At 37.2% G+C, this 13,280-nt stretch carries 11 protein-coding genes, 2 tRNA genes and 1 pseudogene; 5 read left to right on the top strand and 9 right to left on the bottom strand.

The genetic code is table 11. From position 1 onward, the window contains the following. From JHD79_RS09585 to JHD79_RS09575, 3 genes and pseudogenes are all read left to right on the top strand, one after another. A pseudogene (locus tag JHD79_RS09585) lies at window positions 1-619 on the top strand (DNA topoisomerase IB); the annotation flags it as partial. A gap of 431 nt (window positions 620-1,050) precedes the next feature. After that, window positions 1,051-1,791: a LytTR family DNA-binding domain-containing protein gene (locus tag JHD79_RS09580; RefSeq protein ID WP_199119006.1), complete on the top strand. Its 741-nt coding sequence runs from the start codon at window positions 1,051-1,053 to the stop codon at window positions 1,789-1,791. A 60-nt stretch (window positions 1,792-1,851) separates the two neighbouring features. Further along, window positions 1,852-2,595, top strand: a complete 744-nt coding sequence (locus tag JHD79_RS09575; RefSeq protein WP_233164631.1) for a LytTR family DNA-binding domain-containing protein — start codon at window positions 1,852-1,854, stop codon at window positions 2,593-2,595. Between the two features lie 16 nt (window positions 2,596-2,611). Here the strand turns inward: JHD79_RS09575 and JHD79_RS09570 are convergent, their stop codons facing one another. Next, window positions 2,612-2,758, bottom strand: coding sequence for a hypothetical protein (locus tag JHD79_RS09570; protein ID WP_199119005.1), 147 nt, complete (start codon window positions 2,756-2,758; stop codon window positions 2,612-2,614). Between the two features lie 101 nt (window positions 2,759-2,859). On the opposite strand from JHD79_RS09570, the gene JHD79_RS09565 reads away from it, so the two are divergent. Further along, window positions 2,860-3,951: a sensor histidine kinase gene (locus JHD79_RS09565; RefSeq protein ID WP_199119004.1), complete on the top strand. Its 1,092-nt coding sequence runs from the start codon at window positions 2,860-2,862 to the stop codon at window positions 3,949-3,951. On the opposite strand, the gene JHD79_RS09560 is transcribed toward JHD79_RS09565, so the two are convergent. The 5 genes from JHD79_RS09560 to JHD79_RS09540 form a co-directional block, all read right to left on the bottom strand. Continuing rightward, window positions 3,860-6,679 carry a lantibiotic dehydratase gene (locus JHD79_RS09560; protein WP_199119003.1) on the bottom strand — a complete coding sequence of 940 codons (2,820 nt, stop codon included), beginning with the start codon at window positions 6,677-6,679 and terminating at the stop codon, window positions 3,860-3,862. The genes JHD79_RS09565 and JHD79_RS09560 overlap by 92 nt on opposite strands. Window positions 6,680-7,691: 1,012 nt before the next feature. Next, window positions 7,692-8,888: a DUF3570 domain-containing protein gene (locus tag JHD79_RS09555; protein ID WP_199119002.1), complete on the bottom strand. Its 1,197-nt coding sequence runs from the start codon at window positions 8,886-8,888 to the stop codon at window positions 7,692-7,694. A gap of 24 nt (window positions 8,889-8,912) precedes the next feature. Further along, window positions 8,913-9,107, bottom strand: coding sequence for a DUF4266 domain-containing protein (locus JHD79_RS09550; RefSeq protein ID WP_199119010.1), 195 nt, complete (start codon window positions 9,105-9,107; stop codon window positions 8,913-8,915). Between the two features lie 35 nt (window positions 9,108-9,142). Further along, window positions 9,143-10,078 (bottom strand): FAD:protein FMN transferase, encoded by a 936-nt coding sequence (locus tag JHD79_RS09545; protein ID WP_233164630.1) that lies wholly within the window; start codon window positions 10,076-10,078, stop codon window positions 9,143-9,145. 4 nt (window positions 10,079-10,082) lie between these two features. Further along, entirely contained in the window at window positions 10,083-10,523 is a 441-nt protein-coding gene (locus JHD79_RS09540) for a thioredoxin family protein (RefSeq protein ID WP_199119001.1), read from the bottom strand. Between the two features lie 322 nt (window positions 10,524-10,845). On the opposite strand from JHD79_RS09540, the gene JHD79_RS09535 reads away from it, so the two are divergent. Next, on the top strand, window positions 10,846-12,234 hold the full coding sequence (locus JHD79_RS09535; RefSeq protein WP_233164629.1) for an exonuclease domain-containing protein: 1,389 nt from the start codon (window positions 10,846-10,848) through the stop codon (window positions 12,232-12,234). Between the two features lie 106 nt (window positions 12,235-12,340). Here the strand turns inward: JHD79_RS09535 and JHD79_RS09530 are convergent. From JHD79_RS09530 to JHD79_RS09520, 3 genes are all read right to left on the bottom strand, one after another. Further along, window positions 12,341-12,425: transfer RNA gene (locus JHD79_RS09530), tRNA-Leu, on the bottom strand. Window positions 12,426-12,477: 52 nt separating this feature from the next. Further along, window positions 12,478-12,550: transfer RNA gene (locus JHD79_RS09525), tRNA-Gly, on the bottom strand. A gap of 219 nt (window positions 12,551-12,769) precedes the next feature. Continuing rightward, window positions 12,770-13,249 carry a regulatory protein RecX gene (locus JHD79_RS09520; RefSeq protein ID WP_199118999.1) on the bottom strand — a complete coding sequence of 160 codons (480 nt, stop codon included), beginning with the start codon at window positions 13,247-13,249 and terminating at the stop codon, window positions 12,770-12,772. Window positions 13,250-13,280: the final 31 nt, after the last annotated feature.

The raw sequence follows: 13,280 nt of genomic DNA, 5'->3' as shown, positions 1-13,280 counted from the left end.
ACGCAGGTCTCGTGGGCTCGGAGATGTGTATAAGAGACAGCTTAAAGATAAACATCTTAGGCAAGAGGAAAACAATTCTGCCTTATGTTTTGTAGGTAAAAAGGGCATTAGACAAGAAATTCCGTTAAAGGATAAAAGCTTGATCAAGTTGCTGAAGAAGTGTAAGGAAATACCTGGTCAGGAGCTTTTCCAATTTTATACACCTGAAGGTTTACATAAGGCGGTAGATTCTGGTATGATCAATAACTATATCAGAGAAATTATGGGTGCTGATTTTACCGCAAAGGATTTTAGAACATGGGGAGGTACTTTAGAAGCTTTAAATCAACTTGCTAAATGCATAGAGAAAAACCCCGATGGCCCCAAAAGTAAGGTAGTAGGGTTAGCATTAGATGCCGTGGCAGCTAAATTAGGGAATACAAGAATGGTTTGTAAAAAGGCTTATGTATATCCCTTATTATTAGAAACATTTGAAAATGATAAATTGGATAAATACCTGAAAAAATTGAGTGCAGATTCGGCCAAAGGTAAAAGCAATTTATATGAAGATGAAAAGGTACTATTGCGATTCCTTGGTGACATGAACCGCAAAAAAAATACCGCTCTTGCGCATTGCTAATCCCAGGTGGCTTTTGGTCTGTTTAGCAGGTTTTCGTACTTTGAATACTGACCTTAAAACGATAGGGATAGACCAAAATCTGATCAGGAGAAATTAAATTGAGAATAATCTTAATGGAAGCGCTATTAGGTTGTACACTATATTGATAAGTGCCCATAAGGACCATTTTTGGCTAAAAATGGAATAAATTAAATCACATTGCTTATGTTTATGTCGAAAGAAAGGGTTATTTTGCGAAAAATTTAAGGGCAGGCCGCTTGCCGTAAATTAAAGCACTCACAGCCGGTCGTTTTATTGGTTAGGAATTGATCACCCAGTTGGTCATTTGGTAATATCTTTAACCGAAGACGGTACCATTGAGTTCCCTGATATAAATTTGATAAGTATGTGATCGATAAATAGCGAAATCAGTTTGCCAAAAATAAATAACTATGAATTTGAAGTGTGTTGTAATAGATGATGATGATTTCGCAATCGATTCGATGGTAGATTATATTAGTGAGATGCCTGGTTTGGGTATCTACAGGACTTTTAATAATCCTACTTTAGCCTTGAATGAAATTAGGGTAGGGGATGAAATAGACTTTATCTTTTTGGATATTGAAATGCCTGGTATTTCGGGCTTGGAACTAGCTGCTCAGCTCAGGGACAAAACAAGGTATTTAATTTTTACCACTAGCCATAGTGGATATGCACTAAAGGCATTCAATCTAAATATAGACCAATATTTATTAAAACCCTTCTCTTTCGCCGATTTTGCTTTCAAGATCAACTACCTGCTGAAAAATAGTACAGAGCTATCTTCTAAAATTCAGTTGGCCCAAGAACCACCTTCCGGCCAAGAGCAATATTTTATCAAAGCAGATAGCAAAAACTCTTATCATCAAATCGATCCAGATGAGATAATCTATGTAGAGGCAGCCAAAAATTATGTAGTGGTATATACTGTTTCAGAGAATTTTATTACATTGATGGGCTTATCTGAAATGGAAAGGTCTTTAGATCAAAGTAAATTCATTAGAATATCGAAATCATTTATTGTTGCCAAAAAAGCAATTAAAAAGATAGAAGGCAATAGCATTAGGGTTGCAAACAACAAAACCCTACAATTGGGGGAAAAGTACAGGCCAAAGTTTTTAGACTTTTTAAAGCAGAATTTGCTGAATAAATAAGAGGCTTGAATTTCAATAAGTTGTTTTTGATACCATCCTAAAGTTATTTATTTTATTAAGATGTATAGATGTATAATAATTGATGATGAAACACATGCACTAGAAGGGTTAAAGGAATATATTGGCACCATCCCAGAACTCAAACTTATCGCGTCGTTTTCAGATCCCTTGTTGGCCTTAAGGTATGTACAGGAAAATGAACCTTTAGACCTGATCCTATTGGATATTGATATGCCGGTTATTACCGGATTAGAGCTGGCCAAGGAAATTCGGTCAAAGACCAAAAAACTTGTTTTCACAACAGGGCATAGTAAATATGCTTATGAGGCATTCGAGGTCAATGCAGATGCTTTTCTGCTTAAGCCTTATACTTTGGGCAAGTTTGTCATTACCATTAATAAATTGTTTTCAAAACAGGAAACATTAATCTTGGATAGATCGAAGGAAGAAGAGGAAAACTTTATCTTTGTAAAGAGCAAGGAAGATAATCTCAAATTGATCAAGGTAAATCTAAATGATATTGTTTTGATAGAAAGCAAACAAAACTATGTGCAGTTAAATGCCTTGAACAAGAATTTTCTGGTTTATATCTCCTTAACGGAACTGGCTAAGAAGATTGGGATCAAGAAAGAGTTTATCCAGGTGCAGCGCAGTTTTATTATCAACAAAAATTTTATAGAATATATAGATGGAAATACGGTGAGGATGATGAGCGGGACCTCCATTACGGTTGGTGAACTGTATAGAAAGGAATTTAAGGATTTTGTAACAGAAAGATTGGTTAAAATGGGGAAGAAATCTTGATCTTCCCCATTTTAGCTTAAAGACCATAGATGCCAGATGTGGCTGTAGCTGTGGTGATCATGGTTGTGGTAGGCTCGGTATCGTGTTTGCCTGTAAAACCTTGTTTAGATTTCTTGAAAACAAAAATTTTTTTTGCTTTAACGGTTAATGTTTTTTGTTTCATAATGTTAATAATTTTTAGGAAAATTAGTCGGTAATAACATGAAAGTAAATTAGTTTATGTGGAAAGGTTGTTTTTCTATCTATAACTATCAATTTTAAAATATGATCTCATTATTCTTCAGATATAGAATACACATTATAGCTTGGAGTGCTTTCATTTTCTGGGAGACTTTTGCGGTATGGCTGCTTTTTAATGTAAGTGGTAAACCTTTAATTTATATTGTCCATTATTTGATTATTATTGGTTTATTCTACTTCCAGTCAAATGTTTTATTACCCTTTTTGCAGAAAAGCAGGGCAAGGGGAATACTCATACTGCTCTCCTTTGTCTTGTTTTTAACAGTTTATGTTTTTGCCCATTTGCTCGGAGACGTATTGCTTACCTTTATGAAAGTAGTAGACCTTAAACCTTATTATGGGTTTAATAAAGACTTTGCCTTTAGAAACTTATACCGGGGCATATTCTTTATGGGGTTTTCTACGGGATATTATTACCTGAAACATTATTTCGAAGAGCGGAAAAAATCAGAACAGCTGGAAAAAGAGAAACTTTTGGCCATCATTAGCCAAAAGGATATGGAAAGACAGTTGGTGGTTACCCAAAATGCTTATCTTAAAGCCCAGATCAACCCTCACTTTTTATTCAATACCTTGGATTTTGTTTATTACCATATCAAAAAACAGGTGCCTTTAGCTGGTGAAGCGATCATCAGATTGTCGCAAATGATGAGGTTCGCGCTAGATTCTGACCAATTACAGGAAACTATTTTATTGGCCGATGAAATTGAGCAGGTCGAAAACCTTATTTTTTTAAATGAAATGAGGAAAAATGGAAGGCAGATGATCCAAATTACAGCAGACGAAAAGGTGGGAGAGTTGAGGCTTATCCCATTGGTACTACTTACTTTGACGGAAAATATATTTAAACATGGAAAGCTGGACGATGAGCATACCGCCCAAATTTCCATGGATATAAAAGAAGATAAATTTTATCTTTCTACACAAAATAGCATCAATGCCCATAAAAGGGTCATTAGTCATCAAAGTGGCCTCCAAAATATTAGAGAAAGATTGAAATATGCTTATCAGGATAATTTTCTATTTAAACATGAACAGCAGGGGGACTTATTTTTGGTATCCTTGGAGCTGCCTGTTCATTTGTTGAAAGCCTCAGTTCAGTCTGCGCAAGCTTAAATAGATGCTGATAGATAATTGCTTCGTGTAATCTTTGGTTTTCGGAAAAACGCCTGTTGATATGCATGTGGATTAAATCTGCGAGCATATTTAAATGATGCGACTGATCACATTGTTGTATGATGTTTTTGAATATGGCAATCATAGGTTCTCTTCTGGTATGGTTAAAGCTCTTGTTCCAGGTGTTTTTTTGCTCATAATGTTTATTGATCTCTTTGAAAGCCGACGAACCAAAATTAAACTCATTGGCAAAATTTTCCGCCAGTCTTTTAAAATAGGCCAATCGCTCTTTCACATCGGGATATAAGATTGAAGCTAAATGATGGGCAAAGTCATATACTTGATTATAATGTTGTTCATTACTGAGTTTGCCGATGTCCTTAATGATGGTTTTGCTGTCCAGGTAAAAAAAGTGTTCTACAAGAGGCATGGTTTCCTCTCCATAACGTTGAATTTCCCGGTCGTAACTTTTAATCATAACCGTTCTGATATTATCATCGTAGTTGCCAATACTTAAAAACCGATTGATGTGAATAAGGATCTGACTGATGAATGAGGCTTGCTTTAACTTCAATCTTAACCTGATGTGGTGATCTGGGTCATTATACCTGATGAAGAACCATTGATCAATATAACAATCATTGATTTTGAGCAATTGCTTTATTTCTTTGGCCAAGAGGGCATCTGTACTGCTGGCATGTGCATGCCATTCTAAATAGACCCACTCTGATCCAGGTAGTTTAAGGTCTCGTTGCTTGCTTGTCTGATGGTTATCACGGCTAGCATAATTATGATATACGGTTTGGCCATGGCAAAAATCGACAATGAAATGGGCATTATAGCTATTGCCATATTCATCGGCTACCGTTGTTGCTTGAGGTAAAAGCGCTTCCGTAAGGTAAAACCTTCTTTGCCCTTGTTGCTGAGCATAATGGAGTAGGAAATTTAGATCTTGAGGATCATTTGGGTTAACGATCAAAGTTTGGTCGCTTATGCCAACACTGATTGGAAAGTTAATTTTTTTGACCAGAAACCAATCCTTTAGTGTGGTCATTTCTGTAATGGCAGGCATTAACCATTTTTCAGGACATACAATACAATTTTTGAAATTTACTCTTGGATAATGATCAAGTCCAGGAAAGATATCTTCCAGGTTTAGCGTGAGGTTGGCACTGATCTTTTGGTATTGTAGATCACTTAAAAAACGAAATAAGGACAAGTCTGATCGTTGGTAATTATAAGCAGAAGCAATTCTGGGAACTAATCTTTTGTTATGCTTTTTAGATCGAAGCACAATTTCATCATGGTGAATGCTTACCATAATGTCTTCTAATAGTAGAGGGTCAGTTAAGGTAGACCAAGAATCGATGGCAAGTTCATGGCTATATAAGGTCTGCCTGCGATTTACATTGTCTACTTTTTTCTCACATTGGTAGGCCACATCGAAAAAAATAACATCGGGATTGGCTATACTTTCATGTTTTGCGATCTGTTTACCATAGGTTTCAAAAGATTTAATCAGGCTAAATCGACCTAAAAGTGCATTGGCCGTAGCTCCGGCAGCATGATGGATAACGGCTTGTTGTCCATGTAGGTGAAGACTCACACTAAGCGTATTGGGCATGGGATGATTAGTATTGGTTTTTTTAAACTCGTATTCCTCTAAATGAATGGGTGTTTGTTGGACCAGCTTATTGAGCATAAATTCATACCACTCATTATACATAATAGTTTTTAACGCTTCTTGTTCAGGTTGTTGGGCCTGTAGTACATCTACCAGCTCCATAGTGCTGTGTGATTGTGCAAACTCACCATAGCCTAAGCCTAACTGAGGGTCAAGTGCAATGCCGAGAGGTATTTCCTTTTGTTCATAATGCTTGCTGAAATTCGTTTTGAAAGCTTCGAGTGATCTGTTTTTAACAGCAGGAGCAACTTTATTAATAAATGACAATAACGCTGAAACTTCTTCCAACAAGTGTTGTGGCAAGTTCCCCTTGGTGATTTCTCGTTCACTGATCTGATAGCTCTTGTTGTTGATTTGTGGCTTGTTCAAGCGCTTTAAATAATCGGAACCCGTAATGTTGGCCTGCAGATCGGTCATAATTACCTGAAGTTGTATGAGTTGTTCCAATAGGGACAAAATTTCCCGTTCTGTTAGCAGTGTAGTCTTCCTCATTTCTTCTATAATTGAAGATTTTGTAGTCTTCTTTTTACAACAGGCCAGTAAAGCCGATACCTCATCGAAGTTTGGAATTGCCGCCAGTTCAAACTGCCCATTTTGTTGGGAAATGTATCTATATTCTTGTTTGCAGAGATAAATAGTTGAATTGACAAAAAAGTAGCAGGCCTGCTTTAGAAGTTGTTTGCTTGATAAATGTATTTCATGGGCATTTGACCAATCTTGCCATTCGTGTACATGCATTTTTTGTTTGATGATGATGGGAAAAGAAGCATGATTTCCACCATGGGGCAATGAACTGATTGCTGCAAATGAACCAAAAGGGGTAGGCCTATATCTTGCCCTGTTGAAATACTTCCATATGGTAAATTGCACTTTTTCATCTTGATGGATAATATCTTCCCAATTTAGCGTTTTGATAAGTGCATAAAAATCCAGTGAAGATTCATGAATCATTTGTTTCAAGTCTGGCCAAATTTGTTGAAGTTCCATATTCATGCCAAATGCTGGTGTGCGACAAATGGCCTGTGTTGTAATTTTTAGCTTCATTTCTGCTTTTTTTATGGTAATAACGCTAAAATAAAGCAGTCTTTTGATATGCCCTTCAACAGAGACTTATCATTATATCTTAAAGGGTTTGGTATAGTTTAACTAATATTTGGTTTAATATTGCTGCAATTTAATATAGAAAGATTAAATGAATCAATGATAGATCTTTTTACCTGCTTTTTTGTTTTATGTTGTGCTTAATCAATTATTTAGGTATTTGTTTTGAAATGGAAGTAGTGATTGACCATTTGGGAAAATCGGGATAGGTTGTATGTAAATCTTGATAGAAAGTTTCGAATACAAAAGATGGGGAGCATTTTTCTTTAGCTTATAGCCAAATCACTTAGGATACTTTTTTGTACAGGGATAATTCGGTTACGTCCTGTTTTAGGGCAGTTTCGTATAATAAATTGGTTTTGTATTTCAAATAATCGAAAATTTATGTCAATTTTTAAATGGCACAATAACATTCATTATTTGGTGGTAAGAGAATTAAAGAAATGTTCTCCTGCAACTTCAAAAAAGATTAAGATGCGTAGTAGAGGTTTTAATTACTATTATCAGATACTGTTATTGATTATTATTGTCTTGCTGGTTTTAATGTTTATGCAGCTAAGTTACAATTAATAAATTTTAAGGTTTAATGGTATTCCCATAGCCCTCGCTTGTTAACATAATCACTTTTAAAACATAAAAAACTTAAGTATTCATGTATCCTCGTACTGTGTTAAGCCTGCTAAGAATTCACTAATCTTTATATGAAAATATGTTGTCATAGGTGTAAGTCATTGAAATCCGATCTTACTTTAAGGTTTGGTTGGGGGCTTATCGCTGGTGTATACTTTTTTATAAAAAGTTAAAACAAGGCTAGGGATAAAAAAAATGCGCAAAATAAGAGGCTAAGGAATTCAAGGGAATGAAGCCTTGTGCATGTTGTTGATATTCCTTGACAAAGGAATTTTTATAAAGTAATTAAGCTTTTCTTTATTTTAAAACCATTCGGCCCATTAGATTATTTATACTTTATGTTTAATGAAATAATATCTGAACTCATGTTGATGTTTTTTGAATAATGACCATACCTTAATTCAAGCATGCTAAAATGATGTAGGCCCAGCACGCCCTTAGGTGGGGCAAAACGTATTCCCGCACCATAGAAATTGCTGCTGAACTTAGAAAGGTCATAATTGCTGTTGTAATATTGGTCTGCTGCTGTATGTACTTTATAGGGTGCAAAATACTTCGCAGCAGTTTGGGTGTAATAACGGTAAAATGGACTTAAAGAGAAAAAGGGTGTAATTTTAATGGGTACTTCAATATCGGCCGTGTGTGCATTTATGCCCCAGTTGTCCGTGTAAAAACGATAATAAGTTCTAACAATAAAGCGATCTCCCAAAAAATAATTGGCCCTAAAGCCCAGGGGTATTTTAAAGCGGCTGTCGGGTAAATTTTCCTGATGTACAGAACCATCATTGAAATATACCCTGTGGAAAGGAAGACTTAAATAACCGTTTTGCTGAACAATATCTGCCAGAAATATCACCTGAAATCTTTCATTGATAATCTGTGAATAGGAGAGTGACCCCACAAAGGTATTTCTGGCCGCATTTCCGTAATTTTCATGACCGCTATTGCCAGAAGTTCTAAGTTCAATGGGCAATATCAACTTAACCTGATCGATATAGGTTTGAAGTTTGGCTGTAAACTCACCACTTCTATCCTTTGTTTTGGCAGAAAAACTAAGATTTCCGCCAAAAGATTGGTAATCAAATTCCGTAGATGAAGATATTCCCAAAGCCAGTGTGGTTCCCTTTTTCTCATTTTCTATGCTCCAGCTAAGAGAAGGATAGATACGGGTGTCGGCATGAGAGGCTGAAGAATTGGCCTGTAGGTCTATTTGATCAGATGAAGCCGAAGTATAGTGGTCAATGCCTACTTCTAATCCAAAGGTATGTTTACGTGATTTTAAATCGTACCTGCTTAGCTTTACGTCGAATATGTTGGCAATGTCAGTTAATTTTTGCGAACCTATTCCGCCTGTTACTGCGGCATTGTTTCCATTCTGACTATAATAGCTGGATACCAGATTGATCTCATCTAATTTTAATTTCCTGCTTTCAAAACCCGTTGTGTCCTTTGGCATATTGGTTTGGGCAGAAGCATGCAATATGGCAAAAATAGCCGCAGCAGTTAGAAATATTTTTTTCATTTTTTGTCAATTAGATAGATGAATTTAATTGCAGCCACAGCCACCACCACTTTTTCCTGAATTTGCCCCCGAAGCACCTTCGCGATAACCCTGGAAACTTAATTCGGTTTTTTCTACCTTTCGATTTGATAAGGCCATTTCGGCATCATTAAGCTTATTTTTCTGATACTCTTTTACCGTAGTACAAGAAGTGATCAATAATGGCGCACCAATGAACATGATGAACGCTAGCTTGTATTTTATATGTAGTAGCTTCATTGCAGGTTAATATTTTTGGTCGTGTAAATTTTATTGTTGTCGTCAATAATAATGCAGCCCAGATGGTTGATCTGATTTATCATGTTCAGGCCCGCTTTTATTCCCATAATGGTTACTGGTGTGGCCATGGCATCGGCAATTTCTGCATTGGGGCTAATGATGGTTACGCTTTTTATACCGGTAACTGGCAGGCCCGTTTTGGGATTGATGGTGTGCGAATATTTCTGGCCGTTAATCTTTATAAACTTCTCATAGTTACCAGAGGTAGCCACTGCCATATTGGTTACGTTTAAGTAGGAAAAGGGAACGTTTTTATGGTTGGGATCGGCAATTCCGATTGTCCAGGGCTTTCCATTTTCCTGTGTTCCCCAGGTAGTCAAGTCTCCAGAAGCATTCACAATGCCACTTTCTACGCCCTCTCTTATCAGCAATGCTTTTGCCATTTCGGCCGCATAACCTTTGCCAATACCGCCAAAACCAATGCGCATTCCCTTTTCTTTTAATTTCACGCTATTATCGGCGTCATTTAAAAGCACATTCTTATAGTTGATCAGCCTGACCATAGACTTGGCAATATCTGCGTCAGGTAGCGCTTTCATGGTTTGGTCAAAATTCCATAACTTTTTATCTATAGAACCATAGGTGATATCAAAAGCTCCATCTGTAATGGCAGAAATCCTTAAAGAACGTTGAATGAGATCGAATACTTCCCGGTCAACTTTAACGGCCGAAATACCTGCCTGGGCATTGATCTGGTTGGTCTGGCTATGCTCATCGAAGGTGGTTAAGAGTTTCTCAATTCTTTTGATTTCAGTTATGGCAAGGTCAAATTTAGCCTGCGCCCACCTTTCATTAGAAGCTATAACAGTAATCTCAAACCTGTTGCCCATTAATTTTTCGGCGGTTTTATAGGCTTTAAGACGAGGTTCCATGCTGTTATTTGTTGGCATCGCAAATTTGTTTTATCTCAGCTGTAAAGGCTGCTACCGTTTGATCAGGTAGGCCTTCCCAGGCTTTGAGCACTTTGCCATCGGCATTTAGCAAAACGGTATAGGGAAACTTCCCGGTCGGATTATAGGCATCGGCCAGCCATTCATTCTGTTTTTTTAAATCCTTTGATAGTTGATTTTTTTTGTTCCGCGGAAAATCGGCGTTGAACATGGCCAAATTTTCTCCCGCCATTTTTAGGAATGTGGCATCCCCAAAAATTTCTTTATGCATCCTTATGCATGGGCCACACCAATCTGAACCTGAAAAATTTAATAAGATAAGCTTGTGCTCCTCTTTTGCATTTTTCTTGGCGGTCTCAAAATTGGCTTCCCATGAAGTGAAAGACATCAGGATAGCACATAGGCTAATAAGCAGTAAATTTTTCATTCTTTTCAGATTAACGTCAAAAATTAGTTTATATGTTAGCACAACCTATTTATTATTCATTATTGTTTTGTATGACCTGAAGCTTTCCATAAAAGCTTCAGATCCAGGTAATTTATTTAAAAGTAGAGGCCAATGATGAAGATATTCTGAAGATGCCACCCTAGTTAGACTGAAATCGTTCATCCGAAGCTTCGGTACAAGTGTTGATCGAATGGCTGATTATATAGCTATAATTTAAGACGCCTCGAAGGCAATGGCAATCATATTTGGTTTTGCTAAATATTTTAGTAAAATTTGCGGCATGGTAATAGTTCAAAAATCCTTGTCTAAGAGTTCCTTAGAAACACATTATGCAGTCGTTGATATTGAAACTACTGGAGGTAGCGTATCTAACAGTAGGATTACCGAAATAGCGATCTTGATCCATGATGGAGAAAAAGTGATTTCACGTTGGCATAGTTTGGTGAATCCAGAGATGGACATCCCCATGCATATTACTGCACTTACGGGTATAAACGATGAAATGGTTGCCAAGGCACCAACTTTTACGGCATTGGCCAGCGAAGTATATGAGCTGTTAATTACTAAGGTTTTCGTGGCGCACAATGTCAATTTCGATTATTCCTTTCTTCGTGGGCAGTTAGCTGCTTGTGGACTGCAATGGGATGCACCTAAATTGTGTACGGTTAGGTTGTCCAGAAAACTGTTTCCGGGACTGCCTTCCTATAGCTTGGGTAAGATCTGCACAAAACTGGGCATTACCTTGGTAGATCGTCATCGTGCCACTGGAGATGCCACCGCAACGGCCCAGCTTTTTTCCATGTTATTGGAGAAGGATAATGAGGGCATGATATTGGGTATGTTAAGAAAAGTTTCGCCAGAGCAGCGACTCCCACCAAATGTACCTATGGCGCATTTTCAGGCATTGCCAGAAAGTACAGGCGTTTATTATTTTCATGATCATAAAGGAAAGGTCATCTACGTAGGGAAGGCTATAAATGTGAAAAAAAGGGTTGTTTCACATTTTAGCGGTAATAATGGAAGTTCGCGTAGACAAAGTTTTTTGCGGGAGATCTATGGTATTTCTTTTGAACCTTGTGGATCGGAGTTGATGGCCCTACTTTTTGAATGTGCGGAAATCCAAAGATTGTGGCCGCTCCATAATCGGGCTTTAAAACGTTTCGAACCCAAATATGGCTTGTATCATTATGTTGCCGTTAGTGGTTACAGCCACTTGGCGGTTGGTAGGCTGCCCAAACAGCAACAATGCCTAAAGGCTTTTGATAAAGAAACCGATGGAGTGAATTTTCTGGTGGAAAAAAGTAATCAATTTGAAATAGATCCAAGATTCTGTAGGTATGGCAGAAGTTCTCCTTTTCGTACGGCAGAACCGCTACCCCCAATAGATCAGCATAATAGATCAGTGGATAATTTACTGGAGGGAATTGGCAATCAGCAGTCAAGTTTTATCATTGTACTTAACGGACGTACCCAAGACGAACGTGGTTATGTATATGTAGAAAAAGGCATGTTTTATGGAATGGGCTATTTGGATAATCAGCTTGTTCCTGATGATGCCGAAATGCTGAAGGATAGTGTTAAACGTTATAAGGGCAACCATTATATGCTACAACTGGTCATGTCGTTTGCAGAACGTTTCCCATCAGCTATTAAATGGCTTAATGAGCATACTTTTCAAGCTCATTTATAAGGCATATGTTGTTGACTTATCACGTTGGTGTATTTGCAAATAGGTTAGGGAAAGTGCATAAAAAAAGCCATCGGTTGGGATGGCTTTTAATTCGATTTTTTAGTTGTACTCAGAGCGGGAATCGAACCCGCACGCCTGTTGAGGGCACAGGATTTTAAGTCCTGCGTGTCTACCAGTTCCACCATCTGAGCTTAAAAGCAATTGCCTTTAAAATTAAATGCCTCCTGGTAGGAAGGCATTTAGAGCGAAAGACGAGATTCGAACTCGCGACCCCGACCTTGGCAAGGTCGTGCTCTACCAACTGAGCTACTTTCGCGTAATTGACATTCTCCAATGTCTTGCCAAACTTTCTGATTTTGTATACCGTCTTTCCGTTTGGGTTTGCAAATATACACAGATTTATATTTCTGCCAAGAAATATTTTAGAAAAAATTGAGCTTTTAATCTAAGTCATTGTTTTTCATCTCAATAAATTATTTTTTTTAAATGGAGATGAAGCTATCATGATTTTTTATGCCACTTTGCGACTTGAAAATCATGATGGATTTAGCAAAATAAAAATTAAATCTTTTTCAAAACCCTTCCCATGTAGGTAGTTTAAAATCTTAAAACGTCGCTTTATTGGATTTTTTTCACTTTCTGAATGATGTTTTTTCTCATAAATTTCGGTCAATGCAGCCAAATATTCCTCTTCATCAATACTGTTCAATGCTTTTTGAATCATTTTTTCTGGTACTTTTTTAAATTTTAGCCCTTGTTTGATCTTGATCTTTCCCCACTTCTTGATGCGGAACTTGCCCGAGACATAGGCAAAGGCAAAACGCTCTTCGTTTAAAAAGTTCTGGGCAATCAGTTCGGCAATGATTTGCTCTACATCAGAAGAGGTCATATTCCATTCATAAAGTTTCTGTCGCACTTCATGTTGTGAACGTTCCTGGTAGGCACACCAGCTTTCGGCTTTTGCCAAAGCCATCTTCTTATCAAAATTGTATGTTCTTTCTTTATCGGTTTTCATCTGTTCATTTTTATGTTTTTATTTGTCAGAT

It is taken from the genome of Pedobacter sp. ASV28 (genome assembly GCF_016428855.1).
Lineage (GTDB): Bacteria > Bacteroidota > Bacteroidia > Sphingobacteriales > Sphingobacteriaceae > Pedobacter.
This window is presented reverse-complemented; position numbering and strand designations above follow the sequence as displayed.

Coding starts and splice junctions, on each gene's coding strand:
- JHD79_RS09550 (WP_199119010.1), bottom strand. CDS start 9,107: ATGTTCATTGGTGCGCCATTATTGATCACTTCTTGTACTACGGTAAAA.
- JHD79_RS09570 (WP_199119005.1), bottom strand. CDS start 2,758: ATGAAACAAAAAACATTAACCGTTAAAGCAAAAAAAATTTTTGTTTTC.
- JHD79_RS09540 (WP_199119001.1), bottom strand. CDS start 10,523: ATGAAAAATTTACTGCTTATTAGCCTATGTGCTATCCTGATGTCTTTC.
- JHD79_RS09575 (WP_233164631.1), top strand. CDS start 1,852: ATGTATAGATGTATAATAATTGATGATGAAACACATGCACTAGAAGGG.
- JHD79_RS09565 (WP_199119004.1), top strand. CDS start 2,860: ATGATCTCATTATTCTTCAGATATAGAATACACATTATAGCTTGGAGT.
- JHD79_RS09580 (WP_199119006.1), top strand. CDS start 1,051: ATGAATTTGAAGTGTGTTGTAATAGATGATGATGATTTCGCAATCGAT.
- JHD79_RS09555 (WP_199119002.1), bottom strand. CDS start 8,888: ATGAAAAAAATATTTCTAACTGCTGCGGCTATTTTTGCCATATTGCAT.
- JHD79_RS09545 (WP_233164630.1), bottom strand. CDS start 10,078: ATGGAACCTCGTCTTAAAGCCTATAAAACCGCCGAAAAATTAATGGGC.
- JHD79_RS09560 (WP_199119003.1), bottom strand. CDS start 6,679: ATGAAGCTAAAAATTACAACACAGGCCATTTGTCGCACACCAGCATTT.
- JHD79_RS09520 (WP_199118999.1), bottom strand. CDS start 13,249: ATGAAAACCGATAAAGAAAGAACATACAATTTTGATAAGAAGATGGCT.